Origin of the sequence: Pseudarthrobacter oxydans, assembly GCF_013314975.1 — a bacterium.
GTDB lineage: Bacteria > Actinomycetota > Actinomycetes > Actinomycetales > Micrococcaceae > Arthrobacter > Arthrobacter oxydans.
Window position 1 is genome coordinate 1 of sequence record NZ_JABTYH010000052.1, and the last position, 16,493, is coordinate 16,493.

Sequence of the window (16,493 nt, forward strand, 5' to 3'; positions counted from 1 at the left end):
GGGTGTACGTCTGGATGACACTATCTGCGCTTCACCCCAAAGACGGCGACTCTCCTGCATCATTCGCATACTTGAGGGCTTAACTCCAGGAGCCGTAACTGGGCGTGCGAGAGGCTGACATAGCGCGAGTAAGTGCCCAATGCTGCAATTCCTAACTTGCCCGCAATACGGCGAAGTTGAGCTTCAGCCCAATGTCGATGGTGGCACCCACGATGCCTGCTTCATTCCGGAGGACCGCGGGGACGATGGGGGTGCGCAGCTTGAGCCTGGGAAGGTACTCGTCGGCACGCATGGAGATGCCGCCGCCGACGATGAATAGCTCCGGGGAGAATAGGAACTCCACATGTGAGAAGTAACGCTGCAGCAGCACGCTGTATTCAGCCCAGGACAGTCCGTTCCGTTCCCGGGCCACAGCGGACGATTGGGTCTCGGCGTCGAAGCCGTCGATTTCCAGGTGGCCAAGTTCGGCGTTCGGGACGAGTTTGCCGTCAAAGATGAAGGCTGAGCCGATTCCGGTGCCCAGGGTGATCACCAGCACGCTGCCCGTCACGCCCTTGCCGGCGCCGTAGCGTGCTTCGGCCAGGCCGGCGGCATCGGCGTCGTTGATGACCTTTACGGGTCGGCTCAGCTGGGCGGTCAGGAGCGAATCGATATCGGTATGGAGCCAACTCTTGTCCACATTGGCAGCCGAGTGGACTACGCCGTGCTGGATGATGCCGGGGAAAGTGACGCCTACCGGGGAACGGGCTTCTGGTGCCTGGGGAGATGTCGAAAGCTCGGCGACCACCACTGCCACTGCCGCGGTAACAGCTTCCGGGGTTGCGGGCTGAGGGGTGGGTACACGGATCGTTTCACTTAAAAGAATGCCGCTTTTGGGGTCGACGATGCCTCCTTTGATTCCGGTTCCACCGATGTCGATGCCGATCAGTGGAGGATTCTGTTGCAACATCTCGTCCATTGAGCTTCCGTTCAAGACAGGGGTCGGCATGGCGGCGGGAAGTGATCGGCCCCCGACCCTTTTGGTGTAGTTATGTGCCCAAAGGGCGCAGTTCAGCAGCGCTTTTCGTGGATAGTGCCGCACGGCACGCCAGGATCAACCTGGATGGTGTACCTGCCCCAGCCGCGTTGGGTGACGAGTATGCCGTGTCTGCGTTCGAACGCGGCAGGTATTAGCAGGTCGACCGCTTCGCTGAGCTTGTTGTCCCGGCTTAGCGGGTCGTTGTCCGTCGTGACTTCAAGGGACAGTGGGAGTCGTTCTGTGGCTGTGATGGAGCTGTCCTCATCGCTGCGGGGGTTGTGAACAAGGTGAGACATGTGCCCTCCTCGGGGGATGAACTAGGACGTTGGATACGGGCGAACTTATAGGACCTAGGCGGGTAAGTAGCCGCTGCTAGGGGGAGCCTTTGCATGCGAGCCAATGCAAGGGTGGGGCGACTGGCCCGGTGGTGTGCCCTGCGTGTCCATAGGGAGCTCATTCGTTTGGATGCACACCCTCTCCGGGCAAAGACCGAAACGCGTGGGAGTGCGGCGGCTGATGCATGTTCGTTGTGTGCCGGAAGTGGGCAGCGGCTCGTTTTGGCGCTGCCCACTTCCTTGGGTTCGCAGAGTTTTAGGATCGGTCCATGTTCCGCCGCTGCTACGGGGTGGTCCGCCAGGCGTTCCAGCTGTTCCAGTTTTCGCCGTCGAAGCCGATGCGGCCCAGCTGGTGGTCGGCCCAGTTGTCGGCGGTTTTTTCGATCACTTCGCCGCCCACGGAGTAGTTCTCCAGGGCTAGTCCGTTGCCGTCAGGAATCTCGTTTCCGATTGTGACTTTTTCGCCGGCAGGGTTGGTGTAGCGCTTGAGGTGGCTGACCTGTGAGGTCCAGTCCAGCCCGTTCCAAGCGTCGATGTTGAGGTTTTTCACGTGGATGTTCTCGGTATCGGAGAGGGCATAGACGCGGATGGCACAGTTGGTCATGCCCTCCACCGTGATGTTCTCGAAGCGCATGTTCTTCACGGTGGTGTTGGGATCCGCCTTGGTGGTGGAACCCATGTCTTCCCAGTGCGACGAGGAGTTCAGGATGCAGGTGTTGTACTTGACGTCCTTCCAGTACATCCGGTTGTGGATGACCGTGGTGTTGGTGACGTTCACGTTGTCGATGTTCCGGGGCGTCCAGCCCCACTGGATCACGGGTCCGTTCTCGTTCTTCCAAATCACGGTGTTATCGATGGTGACGTCGCTGTGGTACATCTTCAGCACGTCGTCGTTCGCGTTGAAGAAGGTGTTCTTCATGGTGCTGCCCTTGTACAGTTCGATGCCGTCGGTCTGCCAGTACCAGCTGCCCACCTGCTTGTAGTTCTCAACGTTCATGTGGAAGGTCTGCTCGTTTCCGTAGACCACAAAGGAGTGGTACGGGGGCTCGGCGACAGTAACGCCCTGAAGGTCCAGCTTCTGCTCGGCATCGGCGGAAGCGAACTGCAGCATCTTCACGCACGACGAGTGGCAGTTGGACGCTCCGCTGAGGTGGTTGTAGTTGTTATTGGTGTCTGCCTCGTACACGTACTGCTCGCCGGAGAGGACACCGTAGCCGGTGACCTTGTACTGGCTCTGGTTGTCATGGAGGAACCGGAAGGCTCCCTTTACGTAAGCGCCCGGTGCCAGGTAGACCCACTTGACGTTGGGCGGCAGGACCGCGTGGTAGTCCGATCCCATGCTGTAGGTGCCGGGCTTGAAGTAGATGATTTCCTCGGTAACGGCATTGAGGTTGGTCACCTCACCTTCGGCAGGGTAATGGATGCTGCCCGACTCCTCTGTGGGAACCAATCGTTCCTTTTGCTCTCCGCGGAGTTTAGGTTCCGCGAAGATCATCATTGAATTGCGGGGTTCGGTGTGGATGGCGCGGTTGCCCTCGGCTTCGGTGGTCAGCTTGCCGCTGTCCCCGGACATGTCGTTGTAGGCCGTATACAACTGTGGCTCGAATTCCACTGAGAACCGGTAGCCGGCATCGGAGTAGGGCACTTTGATTTTGACGGTGTCCGCGTCAACGAGCTGCTTTTCGAAGTTGTAGCTGCTGGGGCGGATCTGCACCTGGTCCGCTGAGGTGATGGTCTGGCCGGTGCGGAGGCTTACGTCCACCCAGACGTCTTTGGCATATTCGAAGCTGGACCAGCTCATGGTAAGGCCGGCCTGGGAGGAGAATTCGGCGCCGTCTTCCTTGGTGTAGCCGATCTTGTCCTTGCCGCTGCGGGGGATGCTCATGTAAGTGAAGGCGTCATAAGCCTTGTCCGGCTGGTTCTCCTGGGCCACCTGCAGGTCGTAGAAGGAGGACCGCCGCACTTCGTCGTTGCCAGTTGGGCCGGTGGTGTTGAAAACGGCGTTGTCATGCCACCAGGTGTGAAGGTTGCCGTTGTCCGCAGTGGTAATGGCGTGTTTGTCGGTAGGCGCAGCAGGCGCCGTAGAGGGGGTGTGCCCCGCTGTCGTGGCTGCCTGCGCCGGGAGGACGGCGCCACTGCTGATAAGGAAGACGGCGGCGGCCGCTGTCATGCGTTTGGCCAATCGGCCCAGCCCTGTTCCGGGCATAATGGTTCCTTTCGTCGGATGGACTGGTACTGGAAGGGCCTCATAGGAGGCGGCGGAGGACTGCCACCTCCCAGGGCTGCAATTCCTGGCGGTCCCAGGGTTGGCCGGGTGGTTATGCAGGACCACTTCCGCTGGCGCCCACTCCGTGGCCAGCTCACGGGCCAGCTGAATGTTCAGTGCCATTGGCTTGGTTGAGCAGTTCGCCAGGACCAGCAGGCTGGTGGTTTCGTTGGTGCGCGTGTAGGCGAACAGCTGCGGGTCCTCCGGGTACAGGAGGGTGAAGCGCCCGTCGATCAGGACAGCCTCTTCGTGCCGGAGCCGGACCAGGGAGCGGTACCAGGCGAAGACGGAACCGGGGTCGGTCCTCTGGGTCGCGGCGTTGAGCCAGGTGTGGTTGGGGTTCACCGGGATCCAGGGCTCGCCGGTCGTGAAGCCGGCGTTCGGTGTGGCGTCCCACTGCACGGGTGTCCGGGCGTTGTCGCGTCCGCCCACGGCGATGCCTGCAAGGAGTTCGGCGGCCTCGCTGCCGTCGCTGCCGGCGAGGGCTTCGCGGTAGTAGTTCAGGCTTTCCAGGTCGCGGAAGTCGTCGATGCTGGAAAAGGGCATGTTGGTCATGCCCAGCTCTTCGCCCTGGTAGATGTAGGGCGTGCCGCGCATCAGGTGCAGCACCGTCGCAAGGGCCGTTGCGGATTCGTACCAGTAGCCGGTGTCATTGCCGAAGCGGGAGACGGCACGAGGCTGGTCATGGTTGTTCCAGTACAGGCTGTTCCAGCCGACGTCCGCCAAGGCTTCCTGCCACCGGGCGAAGGAGTGCTTCACGGCCACCAGGTCCAGGGGCTTCCGGGTGAACTTGCCCCCCGTACCGTGATCCAGGCCCACGTGCTCGAACTGGAACACCATGTCCAGCTCCCGACGGTCCTGGTCGGTATAGAGCCGGGCGAGCTCCGGGGTGGCGTCCACCATTTCGCCCACGGTCATCAGGTCAGCCTCCCGATGTCCGAAGACTTCGCGGTGCATCTCCTGGAGATATTCATGGACCCGCGGCCCCGACCCGTAGAACGGGATGCCGTTGCCCCAGGTTCCGCCGTCCTCCACTGGGCCGTCGGGGAGGGCGGGGTGCTTGGAGATGAAGCTGATGACGTCCATTCGGAAACCATCGATGCCGCGGTCCAGCCACCAATTCATCATCTGGTAGATGGCAGCGCGGACTTCCGGGTGGTCCCAGTTCAGGTCCGGCTGTTTCCGGGAAAACAGGTGGAGGAAGTACTGCCCGCTGGGTTGGTCCAGTTCCCAGGCGGAGCCGGAGAAGAAGGAGCCCCAGTTGTTTGGTTCGGCGCCTTCCTTGGGGTCGCGCCAGATGTACCAGTCGCGTTTGGCGCTGGTTCTGCTGGTTCGGGATTCCTGGAACCAGGCGTGCTCGTCGGAGGTGTGGTTGACCACGAGGTCCATGACCAGCTTCATGCCGCGGGCATGAAGGGCGGCGATGAGTTCGTCGAGGTCCTGCAGGGTCCCGAAGGTGGGGTCCACGGCGTAGTAGTCGCTGATGTCGTAGCCGTTGTCGTCCTGGGGTGAGGCGTAGACGGGGGAGAGCCAGACGACGTCGATGCCAAGGTCTTCCAGGTGGTCCAGGCGGTTGATGATGCCGCGGATGTCGCCGACGCCGTCGCCGTTGGAGTCGGCGAAGCTGCGTGGATAGACCTGGTAGACGACGGCGGCTTTCCACCATTCATCGCTGGGGCGGAGGCTGGAGTGCCGGAGGACGGGCTGGAGGGTGGTCACTTGATGGCTCCGATGTTTACGCCGCGCATGAGGGTGCGCTGGAAGAGAAGGAAGAAGATCAGGGCGGGCAGGATGCCGGCCATGGATGCCGCGGCCAGTGCGGTGGGGTCGCTGGTGTACTGGCCGCTGAGGGCGCCCAGGGACACGGAGACGGTCTGGTTGGAGGCAGATGGCAGCAGGACCAGTGGGAGGAAGAAGTCGTTCCAGGTCCAGATGAAGAAGAAGGTGACCAGCACGGCCAGGGTTGGGCGGGTGAGGGGCAGGACGATGAGCCGGAGGATCTGGAAGCGGCTTGCCCCGTCCAGCCGTGCTGCCTCGAGGACTTCCATGGGGAAGGATCCGAGCACTGAGGCGAGCATGTAGGTGCCGAACGCGCTCTGCAGGACGGCCAGGATAATGGTCACGCCGAGCAGGGAGTCATAGAGGTTAAGTTCCCGGGAGAGGACGAAGAGCGGGTAGACCAGGGCTTCCTGCGGGATGGTGAAGGCAAGCATAAAGACAGCCAGGATCCATACCCTGCCCTTAATCCGGCCGATGCCGATGGCGAAGGCGCTGAGCAGGCTCAGCGTGGCTGCGATCAGGGCAACGCTGCCGGAGAGGATGACGCTGTTAAGCAGTTTCTGGTTGAAGTTCACTCCGATCCAGAAGTCGATGATCGCTGTGAAGTCGAGCTCGGTGGGAATTCCGATCGGGCCGTCGGCGATGTACTCCGCGGAGGGTTTGAATGCGTTGATGAGGGCCAGCCAGAACGGAAAAATCATCAGGGCAGCTGCCCCGGCCAGGAGGATCAGGATGGTCCAGCCGCTGATGCCGCGCCGGGACCTGGCGCTCCTGTTGGTGCGCTCCGGCTTTTGCCGCGGTTCGCGCGTTGGTCGGTCTGTTTCAGGGGCGGGGGCTGTGGTGGTCACTTTTCGAATCCCTCGGCGTTGCGGGTCTGGTAGCGCAGCAGGACGATCGCGATGATGGTGACGAGCAGCGCCAGGAGTGAGGCGACGGCGGCGCCGTAGCCCACCTGTGTGGTGGTGAAGAAGTTTGAGTACGAGAAGTAGGCCGGGACGATGGTGCTGGTCCCGGGTCCGCCCTTGGTGAGGACGTAGATCGGGGCGAAGACCTTCAGCGCTGCCACGGAGGTGGTGATCAGGACGACGGCGATCTCCGGGCGCAGCTGCGGGATTGTGATGCTCCAGAAGCGCTGGAACCAGCCGGCACCGTCGATCTCGGCGGCTTCGTAGAGGGCGGGGTCAACGCGGGAAAGCCCTGCCATGAAGACCACGACGGTGTAGCCGATCTGCAGCCAGATCAGAACATTCATGACGGCGAGCATTGCGGTGTCCGAGTCGCCGAGCCAGTTCTGTTGCAACCAGCTAAGGCCCAGCCCGTCCAGGACCGTGTTGATGATTCCGTACTGGGGCTGGTAGAGCCATTTCCACAGGACGCCGGCGACCACGATGGGGAGGATCTGCGGGAGGTAAAAGGTGGCTCGGAGGATGCTGGCTGCGCGGGAGCCGAACTTGGGAGCGATGTAGTCGAAGAGGACGGCAGCCAGGAAGACGCCCAGGGCGGTGGGAATGACCGCCATGGCCAGGATGAATGCGGTGCTGTGCAGGAAGGATGCCCAGAACGCGGGATCGGCCATGAGCCGGACGTAGTTGTCCAGGCCGACGAATTTTGGGGTCCCGACGCCGCGCCAGCTGGTGAGGCTGTAGTAGAGGTTCATTCCGAACGGAACGGCCACGACGGCCAAGAAACCGACGGCACCGGGAATGAGGTAGATCCAATAGCCGCGCGAGCTCTCCCGTGCAGATCGTTTCGGGGTTCTTGTCGTGCGCTGGACTTTTCGGGTGGCGGTGGCCGGTGGGGCAGGGGTAACTGCGGTCATGACGTGTCCTTTGGGATGTGGCGGCGCACCCGTCCGGTGCGCCGCCACACGTGTTGGTGCCGGCTACTTGCTGGGTTTGCCCTGTTCGTATGCTGCCTTGATGTTTTCGACGGCCTTTTCAGGGGTTACGTTGCCCTGGACCAGGTCGCTGGTCTGGGCCACCAGGACGTCGTTGAGTCCGGCCACGGGCCAGTCGGGGTACCAGCCAAGGCCGGCGTCATTGCTGTTGAGCAGTTCGTTGAACCGCGGCGTGGTGAGCTTGCCGATGGGGGTGGTGATGGCGGACTCATCTGCGGCTACGGGGACGGCGCCTTCGTTGCCCAGGAGGTTCTGGATCTCCGGGCTCATGGTGATTTCCATGAAGTCATAGGCGAGTTCCTTGTTGCGTGCCTTCTCGGGCACGACCCACAGGTTGCCGCCGGAGCCCGGGTGCAGGTCCGTTGACGGGAAGAGGAACTGGTCGAATTCGAAGTCCTTGATTTCATCCGCGAAGCTGCCGGCCCACCAGGTTCCGGAGACAAAGATCGGGTACTGTCCGGCCACGAAGGCGTTGCCGGCGTCCTGGGCTGCGATACCGGTGGAGTCCTTACTGATGAAGCCCTTCTGCGTCCAGTCCTGCACAGTCCGGGCAGCCTTTTCCCAGGCAGTCCAATCCACGTCGCCTTCGAACTTCTGGTAGGCGGACCAGGCGTCCTTATCCATGTTGGCCAGTGCCAGTTCGTACAGCAGGTGGGTTCCGGGGTAGTCCTGGGAACCGAGGGCCAGCGGAGTGATGCCTGCACCGGTGAACTTGTCCATCGCCTGTTCCAGTTCCTGGAGCGAGGTGGGGACCTGCAGGTTCTGCTGGGCGAAGAGGTCCTTGTTGTACCAGACCGAAACGTATTCGCCGTAGTTGGTGAGGCCATACCGCTGGCCCGAACCCATCACACCATCCTCGTACAGGCCCACATCCTGGGCCGAGCTGTCCAGATCCCAGCCGCGTTCCTTAGCCACGTCCGTCAAGTCAGTCAGGAGTCCGGCCTGCGAGACCACCCCGGCCGTGGCGTTGCCCTTCAGGTACTCCAGGACGTCCGGTGCGTCGTTGGAGTCCAGCAGGAGCTGGCCGGACTGCTGCATCTGTTCGTAGGTTTTGAGCTCGAACTGCACCTCCACGTCAGGGTGCTTTTCCTTGAAGATTTCGATGGCCCGGTTCCAGCCAGTGGCCAGTGCGCTGTCGTCGTTTTCCCACCACCAAACCTTGAGGGTTTTTGCCTCGGGCGCGGCTTGCGGTGCAGAACATGCGGACAGGGCGAGTGCGGCGGCCGCAGTTGTTGCCAGGGCCGTGAAGGCCCGCCGCGAGAGTTTGTTGTGGTTGAACATCGGTGAGCTCCGTTGGTCTGAGGAAGCCCGTCTAGGGGCTGCAGTTTATTCTGATGCGGAACTATTCAAAGTGCTAAACATCACTCTTGGCAAGTGCATAACGAGAAATATCTTTTGTGACAAAAGTATCTGCGCATGCCATGATGGAGGGGTGAAGAGCCCCTCAACGTGGTCGGTCGCTCCGACGAATGCTTCCCTGCCTGTGGCTATCGAAGTTCTCCGAAGAGGTCCCATTTCCCGGGCGGCGATAGCCCGTCGGCTTCAGCTTTCGCCTGGGTCGTTGACCCGGCTGAGTGCCCCACTGCTGGAGGGCGGTCTGCTCCGGGAGGTTGGTGAGCACAACGATGGCCGCGTCGGCCGGCCTACACGGCTGTTGGACGTAGACATCGATTCGAAGCACTTTGTGGGCATGAAGCTCCGCGAGCACGAGATCATCGCGGCCCGAACCAATCTGCGGGGAGAGATCCAGCATCAAGAATCAGTGAGTATCGGCGATAGGACACCGGAAGCGGTGGTTCGGCAAATTGCCCAACTAGCTGGGGAACTGGGTGCAGACGCGCCGATCAACGGCATCGGTATTGGTATCGGCGGACTTATTCGGAATCGTGAGTACGTAGTGGATGCGACGTTCCTTGGCTGGAGTGGCGTGCCTTTGGCCAAGCTTGTAGGTGAGGCGACCGGAATCCCGACGCTCGTCGACAATGACCTTGTTGCCTTCACCGAGTATGAGCACTGGTTCGGCGAGGGCCGTGACGATGACAGGTTCGCCGTCATCACGTTGGGAGCCGGCACCGGATTCGGGCTGGTGGCTAATGGTGCAATCGTTACCGGCCAGGACTACGGGATTGGATTAGTGGGACATTGGCCGCTGGATCCAGCGGGACCGCTGTGCTTCGCCGGTCACCGCGGCTGCGCCACCAGTGTGCTTAACTCAGATTCCATCGCGCGCCATGTCTCCGATGCATTGGGACGCCCAGTGGACTATGAGCAGGCTCTGGACCTGGCGGAAGCCGGTGACCCCGCGGCCAGACGTGTGACAGAGGACGCAGGGCGGGGACTTGGCCGGCTCATCGCCGCCGTGTGTAACCTGACGCTTCCGCAGCGGATCATCATCGCCGGTGAAGGCGTCCGGCTCGCCTCCATTGTCGCTGACGCCATAAGGGAAGGCATTGCCAGGGACCGCGACCCGCGCGCCTCGACGCCTCCTATCGTTCTCGGAACCAAGAACAATGTCGATTGGTGCCGTGGTGCTGCTGTCCTGGCCATCCAGGCATTTGTGCACGGCACGCTGCCCGGGGTGTAAGTCCCCGGAAGATCAGCGCGGGGTTGGACCGCTGGGGAGCCCGGACATGAGCTCCCCAGCCGCCGGAAAGGCTTCGGGTTAGGAAGTCTTCGGTCTCACCATGCGTTCCAGTTATCCCAGTTTTCGCCGTCGAAGCCGAGACGGCCCGCCTGGTTATCGCTCCAGTTGGTCGTGGTTTTGTCGATCCTGGCCCCGCCGACGGTGTAGTTCTCGAGCTTGATGCCTCTGCTGTCGACAGTCTCGTTGCCCAGCCAGACCTTGTTGTTGGCAGTGTCTGAATAGCGCTTCAGGTGGCTCACCTGGGACGTGTGGTCCAACCCGTTCCAGCTTCCGATATTCAGGTTCTTGATGTGGATGTTCTCGGTGTTGGAAAGCGCATAGATCCTGAGGGCGCAGTTGGTCATTCCTTCGACAGTAATGTTCTCCAGCCGGAAATTCCTGATCGTGGTGGCGGGGTTCGCCGTGGTGGAGGAGCCCATGTCCGCGTAGTGGGAGGACGAGTTGATGATGCAGGTGTTGTATTTGACGTCCTTCCAATACATGCGGTTGTGGATGACGTCTGTGTTGGTGACGACCACATTGTCAATGTTGTACGGCGCCCAACCCCACTGGATGACCGGACCGTTCTCGTTCTTCCAGATCACCGTGTTATCCACCGTCACGTTGCTGTGGTAGAGCTTCAGGACGTCATCATTGGAGTGGAAAAAGGTGTTGTTCATCCGCCCGCCCTCGTAGAGTTCCATCCCGTCGGTCTGCCAGTACCAGCTGCCCACCTGCTTGTAGTTATCCACCCGCATTTCCATCTCATAGGCGTTTTGCGGCCCGTAAATGACAAAGGAGTGGTAGGGAGGTTCGCTGATGGTGATTCCCTCCACGTCCAAGTACTGCTGCATGGTCGATGAAGACGTGAATTCCAGCATCTTCACGCAGGTGTTGTGGCAATTAGCGCCGGTTGAATGCGTGTACCCGCTGGTGGTTGTATCGGCTTCATAGACGTACTGTTCGCCGGAGAGCACGCCGCGGCCAGTGACCTTGTAGACGCCCTGCGTCGAGTTGGGGAAGTAGAAGGCACCTTTGACATACGCCCCGGGAGCCAGGTAGATCCATTTGACGTTGGGCGGCATCGAGGCCCGGTGGTCCGATCCCATGTAATACGTCCCGGGCCGGAAGTAGATGATCTCCTCGGTGACCGACCCCAGGTTGTCGACCAGGCCTTCCTGCGGATAGTTGATAGCTCCGGATGCGGAGGTGGGAATCAACCGCTCCGCCTCGCCGCCGCCCAGGGTCGGCTCGGCGAAGATCATCATGGAATTCCGTGGTTCGGTATGGATGGCGCGGTGATCCCCGCCACCGGTTTCAGTCAACACCCCTGCCGTTCCGGACATGTCGTTGTATGCAGTGAAGAGCTGGGGCGCGAATTCCACTGAGAGCCGGTAGCCCGTCGACGAGTAGGGGACTTTGACCCGGATGGTGCTGGGGTTCACCAGCTCTTTCTCGAAGGTGTACTTGCTGGGCCGGATCGTTACCTGATCCACAGACGTGATCGTTTGGCCTGTCGTGAGTTTGACGTCCACCCAGACGTCCGTTGAGTACTCAAAGCTGGACCAGCTCATTGAGAGGTTCGCTGACGAAGAGAACTCTGCTCCGTCCGGCTCCGTGTAGCCGGTCTTCCCCTTTCCGCTGCGGGGAATGCTCATGTAGGCGAAGGAGTCGTAGCGCGTTCCTGGTGCCGTTGCTGTGGCTACTTGCACCTCGTAAAAGGATGACCGGCGGACTGTGCCGTTCTGGGTGGGTGAGGTTGGGTTGTATTCGTAGTTGTTGTGCCACCAGGTCCGAAGGTCGGGTCCGGTGGCAGTGAAACCGGTCTGTTCTGTCGCAGCGGCTGGCTCCTGGCCGGCAGCCGGCAGCAGGAGCAGCAGCGCAAATGCTGAGGCCAATAGACGGAGGTAATGCTTCATTGCTTTCCCCTGTTCTAAATCATTCCAGTTACAACTGTCTGGGTCTTTCTTTTGGTTCCAATTGGGGCATGGATGGGAAAGGCGGGGCCGGAATTTCCGGCCCCGCCTTGGGAATTTGGGTTACGGCGTCATTCCCACCATAGGAATCACCACGGGCGAGCCCGCCTGCCAGTTGAGCACGTCGGCCTGGCTTTGGCCGTCACGGACAATCACGTCCAGTGCGTTCGGATCGCTGGTGTCCGTATCCCGGGAGGCGATGCCGCCGTCGAAGACACCGGCTCCGCCGCCGAAGCGCCACTCCTTGATCCAGGACGGGTCGCCGGCAGCCCAGTACGCGCCGTCATAGACGGGGCGGACGTTGCCGATGCCCTCGCCGGCTTCGGCGTTGCCGAACATGGCCACGGCGAACTTTACCGACGCTGGATCGAGTGTTCCGAGCGCTTCCTTGGGCACCATGGTCACAATCTGCTTGGCTTCGGGTACTGCCAGCAGACTGACCGCCGAGGTGCGGGTGCCGTCCGGGCTGTAAACGCCGGCGCCGTCAAACCGGCCGTCGGTGACGATGACGGAATCCCAGGTGTGCTCAACGTTGACGTTCGTGCCGGGCAGGGCAGGGGTGGCGGTTGCGTCGCCGTTGCTGAGGTAGACGTTGATGCGCTGGTGCGAGATACCCTGGCCGCCCCAGGGGTTGGTGACGTCACCGGCAATGGTGCTCACGAATGCATACTTGTCACCGGCGTCGTAGACGTCGACGCCGGTGAGGTCGAAAGTGCCCGGGGCGTAGACCGGGTTGGTCGGGTAGGTGTAGCTGCCGGGGCCGTTATCGTCTCCAGAGGGGTCCTGCAGTCCGCCGATTCGTGTGCCGTAATGCAGGACGGTCCGGTCCTCGACGGCAGTGCCTCCATCGGCTCCCACCGCGGCCACGGTCACGGTGTTCTTGGTGCCGGGAAGGGAAACGTCCAATGAGAACGTGGATGTGCCGTCGCCCGCGGCGGTAAGCGGGGCCTCGGTGATCTTGCCGTTGACGGAAATGTAAACCTTCTCTGCCGCCGTGGTACCCGCAACAGTGGTAGTGGGGGAGCCGGAGGTAGTGAGCTGGGCGGGCGAACTGATCGTAAGTGCGGGTTCGGCGACAGCACCTGAGGCGTATCGCTGGGCGACGTTCTGCGGAGTTTCGACAGGTGCTCCGTTCTTCATGCCCGCAGCAAGCCGCACATACTGTGCCATCGCCCACGAGAGCGGCGAGGCAGAGCCGGTGCTGCGGCCCAGTTCATGACCGTATGCAGTCGGTTCATCCTGGTCCCAAACCTGCTCGGGAATCATGAAGCCGTCATTGGCTGCGGAGTGCATAGTTGCCAGGTAGGGGAGCGCATCCTTGCCGTTCGCCAGTTCGTATTCGCCCCGCTCGCCTGTCAGCAGCGGCCAGAGCCGCCCGATGCCGGTGCCGTCCCAAGGAGAACCGTCGGCCTTTTCCCCGTAGCCGTCATAGGTGTAGCGGTGCCACATCCGGCCCCCCGGAGTGTCCTGTGAAATGGAGGCGTCTGTCTCGGCAAGAGAGTCCGCTACGTGCGTGTCGGTGGGCGGCTTCACACCAAGCCGAACAAACTCCAGGAAGCCGGCGTCCAACACGGCGTTTTCCGGATGTACGCCTGCGCCGTTGCCCCAGTCGCGGACTGCGCCATCGTTAGGGTTACCGCTTCCGCTGATGCGCAGGTAGTAGTTGCCGTCACCTACCGGTCCATTGGTCGTGAACATCCACTTTTCCGTATTGCGCTGCCACTCGTCCGCGGTCGCCCGGTAAATCGCAGCGGAACCGGCATCACCGTTCATTTCTGCAATGTCTCCCGCGGCCGCCAGCGCGGCAATCTGCGAGGCCAGCGTCGACGTTGAATATCCGCCTGTTTCCTCCCAGCGTTCCTGCGGGGTCTTGGGACCGGCGGCGACCAGGTAGTCCGCGGCTGGCTTGAGCTCATTCGCGTAGAAGTCAGCATCTGTGCGTCCGATTTGGTTCGCCAGCAGGATGGGGAACGCTGTTTCATCCAACTGAATCCCATTTTGACCAACGGTCCCGTCAACCTTGGAAGTCTGGGGGAAATGTCCGTCCGGCAACTGCTGATACTTGAACAGCCACTCAACGCCGCGGCGGGCAGCTTCCTCGTCCCCGGCAGCCAGCAGGGCAGTCACCGACTGGTACATGTCACGTGCCCACACAGCGTGGTACCCCTCACGGTGCTGCTCCGCGTTCGCCACTTGCCCCCACGGCGTAGTCAGCGATGCGATGAAAGCGCCGGGAAAGGTCTTGTCTTCATGGGCTTTGACCGTCATCAGGGAGACGTTGTATTGAGTCCCGAGGTCACCGTCCAGGGATTTGGCCGGCTTGTCCAGGGACTGCAGGTACTGCTTCCACTCTTTCGTGTAGTCCTTGGACACCTTGGGGAAGCCCCGCTTCACGCTCGCGTTAGCGGTGTCGAGCGCCTCCTGCGCATTCGCGCCAAAGCCCAGCGCAAGAGAGAATTCCGTCTTTGCTCCTGTCAGCGCGATCGTTCCCGTCTGGGCGATATTTCCCGGCCCGGCGTCGGTGTAGGCGCCGTCAAGTTTGCCATCTGCGCCAAGGTCGGTTCCTCCGTCGCTGGTGCCGACATATCCGGTGCTGGTGGTGCTGAATCCTGAGCTCGAAACCAATGCAGAGGCAACCGGGGTGTCCGGAATCGAGAGGTCCTCTGCCACCAGGGCAGTACCGACAGTCCTGCCGGAGTCCCCGCCGGAGGTCCCGGCCAGGGAAGGATCGAATAAGGCATGAAGCTGGTAATCCCCACCATCGAGTACCTCGAAGGTAACCCCGAGCACCACAGCAGAACGTTGCGGGTCTGTCACGTAAGTCTTCGTCAGCCGCCAGCGACCGGCACTGTCTTCAGTGATCTGCCGATAGCTCAGCGCTTGTGGGTCAGCGAGCTCCACCCGCCGGGTCGTGTCCTCATTCTCGCGCTGCGTGCGTGATCCGTCGCTGACGGCGAATTGGAGTTCCCGGGTATTGGGGGTATCGGCCCGCGGGTAGTACACCTCGCTGAGAGTTCCCTCGGTGAGGGTGTACCAGACCTTCGACGCCGTACTGACCGACGTTCCAACGCCTTCCTTGTCACCTTTTGTCCACGTTGCCGAAGCCCCCGGCGCCCCCGGCGCTGGTTCGGCTTCTGCGACGGCGGGGGAGAAGGCGGCCGCCGATGCTGCGACCGCAAGGGCCGCCGCAGCACAGGTCGTTCTGAGGTGATGCTTCATTGCTCTCCTGGGGATTCTGGGCACTAGAATTTCCGCCAGTACCACTGGTGAGGAAATATATAAAAGGCGTTAATAAACGCCCCACTAGTATGTGGATCAGAAGTCGCATCGGTCAAGGGGTTGGCGTTGAAAAGCAGCACAAGAAAAACAGAGGCCACGCTCCCGGTTTTGCGCAAGATCTCAGCCTCTGCAGTCATGCGGGCTCTTGTCTCAGGCGCAACGCTTGACGCCACAGGTCTTATGGAGGCGACCGGCCTTTCCAGACCCACAGTGCTGACAGTCTGCGACGAATTGCTCAAGCTCGGCTGGGTAAGCGAAATCGAGACATCTTCCCGGTTGGCTGCGCGAAGCGGACGGCCATCCCGACGGTTCACGCTGAATGCCGCTGCAGGATATGTGCTGGGCATCGACCTGGGGGCCACGAAACTTCAGATCTGCTTGGCAGATCTTGCTGGCACCATCGTCTCGGAACACTCTGAAAGGTGGCGGGACGAGCACGTTGGGGCACCCGAACGCCTGATGGTTGCCCGCCGGGCCGCATGGGAGGTCCTGGCGCAAGCGGGTGTAGAACCATCAAAGGTGATGGCGGCCGGAATGGCTGTACCTGCGCCAGTAAGGCCAAACGGTCACGCGGTTGCCCTGGAGTCGTACCTTCCCGGGCTTGCCGCCTTGGATCTGCGTCTCGCGTTGCTCCCGGACTTCGATTGGCCCTTGATTGTCGATAACGACGCCAACCTCGCTGTTATCGCTGAGCGCTGGCTTGGCATTGCCCAGGACGTTGACGACGTCGTCGTGCTCCTATCCGGCGAAAGGCTTGGCGCCGGAATCTACCTCGGTGGTCAGCTCATCCGAGGTGGCGGGGCAGCGGGCGAAATGCGGTTTTTGGAATTAGTGGAGGGCGTTGGAAATACAGATGCAATTGGCGGTATGTGCCGTGAACTAGGGGCCATAGCCGCGGCCGAAATACTAGATGGAGAACGCCCCGGACATGCAAATGACAGCGAGCTTCTGCAACAGTGTGGGGGAATACCTGCCTCAATGGAGGCCGAGATGGTCATCAACGCAGCCCGAAAGGGTGATCCGGCAGCCCGGGAAGTGCTAGAGGTGGTGACTGAACGTACCGCACGGGTTATCGCCGTGGTCGCCACCTTCCTGGACCCACAGATGATCGTGCTTTCAGGCGGTCCAGCGGGCGCAGGAGATGTCCTCATTCCATCGCTTAACAAAGAGTTAGACGGCCTCAACTCGGCTCATCCACACCTCGCCGCCTCGACGCTAACTGATCACGCACCCCTGCTCGGGGCCGTCAGAGTCGCACTGAATCACGCCTTTGCTTCCCTACTCGTCTAAAACCCTTGGTGATGAAATGCTGCGGCGGGC

General features: G+C 61.4%; 10 protein-coding genes. 2 read left to right on the forward strand and 8 right to left on the reverse strand.

The window, feature by feature from the left end; genetic code table 11:
* Positions 1 to 151: 151 nt before the first annotated feature.
* The 6 genes from ppgK to HTS88_RS21160 form a co-directional block, all read right to left on the reverse strand.
* Entirely contained in the window at positions 152 to 958 is an 807-nt protein-coding gene (gene ppgK / locus HTS88_RS21130; RefSeq protein ID WP_174182042.1) for a polyphosphate--glucose phosphotransferase, read from the reverse strand.
* 92 nt (positions 959 to 1,050) lie between these two features.
* The gene (locus HTS88_RS21135; RefSeq protein ID WP_246256537.1) at positions 1,051 to 1,314 is read right to left on the reverse strand and encodes a hypothetical protein; all 264 of its coding nucleotides are present in this window, start codon (positions 1,312 to 1,314) and stop codon (positions 1,051 to 1,053) included.
* 322 nt (positions 1,315 to 1,636) lie between these two features.
* On the reverse strand, positions 1,637 to 5,338 hold the full coding sequence (locus tag HTS88_RS22305; protein ID WP_343045045.1) for an alpha,alpha-phosphotrehalase: 3,702 nt from the start codon (positions 5,336 to 5,338) through the stop codon (positions 1,637 to 1,639).
* Entirely contained in the window at positions 5,335 to 6,246 is a 912-nt protein-coding gene (locus HTS88_RS22310) for a carbohydrate ABC transporter permease (RefSeq protein WP_219994803.1), read from the reverse strand. Before HTS88_RS22310 ends, HTS88_RS22305 begins: the two co-directional genes overlap by 4 nt.
* On the reverse strand, positions 6,243 to 7,217 hold the full coding sequence (locus HTS88_RS21155; protein WP_174182044.1) for a carbohydrate ABC transporter permease: 975 nt from the start codon (positions 7,215 to 7,217) through the stop codon (positions 6,243 to 6,245). Before HTS88_RS21155 ends, HTS88_RS22310 begins: the two co-directional genes overlap by 4 nt.
* A gap of 63 nt (positions 7,218 to 7,280) precedes the next feature.
* A complete protein-coding gene (locus tag HTS88_RS21160) occupies positions 7,281 to 8,576 on the reverse strand; it encodes an ABC transporter substrate-binding protein (RefSeq protein ID WP_141001167.1) in 1,296 nt (431 codons plus the stop codon).
* 373 nt (positions 8,577 to 8,949) lie between these two features.
* Between HTS88_RS21160 and HTS88_RS21165 the strand changes: the two genes are divergently transcribed.
* Positions 8,950 to 9,879 carry an ROK family protein gene (locus HTS88_RS21165; protein ID WP_219994802.1) on the forward strand — a complete coding sequence of 310 codons (930 nt, stop codon included), beginning with the start codon at positions 8,950 to 8,952 and terminating at the stop codon, positions 9,877 to 9,879.
* A 95-nt stretch (positions 9,880 to 9,974) separates the two neighbouring features.
* Here HTS88_RS21165 and HTS88_RS21170 read toward each other — a convergent pair whose 3' ends face one another.
* Positions 9,975 to 11,837, reverse strand: a complete 1,863-nt coding sequence (locus HTS88_RS21170) for a family 49 glycosyl hydrolase (protein ID WP_141001165.1) — start codon at positions 11,835 to 11,837, stop codon at positions 9,975 to 9,977.
* A gap of 120 nt (positions 11,838 to 11,957) precedes the next feature.
* Positions 11,958 to 15,113, reverse strand: a complete 3,156-nt coding sequence (locus HTS88_RS21175; protein ID WP_141001164.1) for a glucan 1,4-alpha-glucosidase — start codon at positions 15,111 to 15,113, stop codon at positions 11,958 to 11,960.
* A gap of 126 nt (positions 15,114 to 15,239) precedes the next feature.
* Here HTS88_RS21175 and HTS88_RS21180 point away from each other — a divergent pair, with 126 nt between their 5' ends.
* The gene (locus tag HTS88_RS21180; protein ID WP_174182046.1) at positions 15,240 to 16,463 is read left to right on the forward strand and encodes an ROK family protein; all 1,224 of its coding nucleotides are present in this window, start codon (positions 15,240 to 15,242) and stop codon (positions 16,461 to 16,463) included.
* Positions 16,464 to 16,493: the final 30 nt, after the last annotated feature.

What these genes read in the sequence shown, in the direction of transcription:
- HTS88_RS21155 (WP_174182044.1), bottom strand. Translation starts at nt 7,217, where the DNA reads ATGACCGCAGTTACCCCTGCCCCACCGGCCACCGCCACCCGAAAAGTC.
- HTS88_RS21170 (WP_141001165.1), bottom strand. Translation starts at nt 11,837, where the DNA reads ATGAAGCATTACCTCCGTCTATTGGCCTCAGCATTTGCGCTGCTGCTC.
- HTS88_RS21175 (WP_141001164.1), bottom strand. Translation starts at nt 15,113, where the DNA reads ATGAAGCATCACCTCAGAACGACCTGTGCTGCGGCGGCCCTTGCGGTC.
- HTS88_RS21135 (WP_246256537.1), bottom strand. Translation starts at nt 1,314, where the DNA reads ATGTCTCACCTTGTTCACAACCCCCGCAGCGATGAGGACAGCTCCATC.
- ppgK (WP_174182042.1), bottom strand. Translation starts at nt 958, where the DNA reads ATGGACGAGATGTTGCAACAGAATCCTCCACTGATCGGCATCGACATC.
- HTS88_RS21160 (WP_141001167.1), bottom strand. Translation starts at nt 8,576, where the DNA reads ATGTTCAACCACAACAAACTCTCGCGGCGGGCCTTCACGGCCCTGGCA.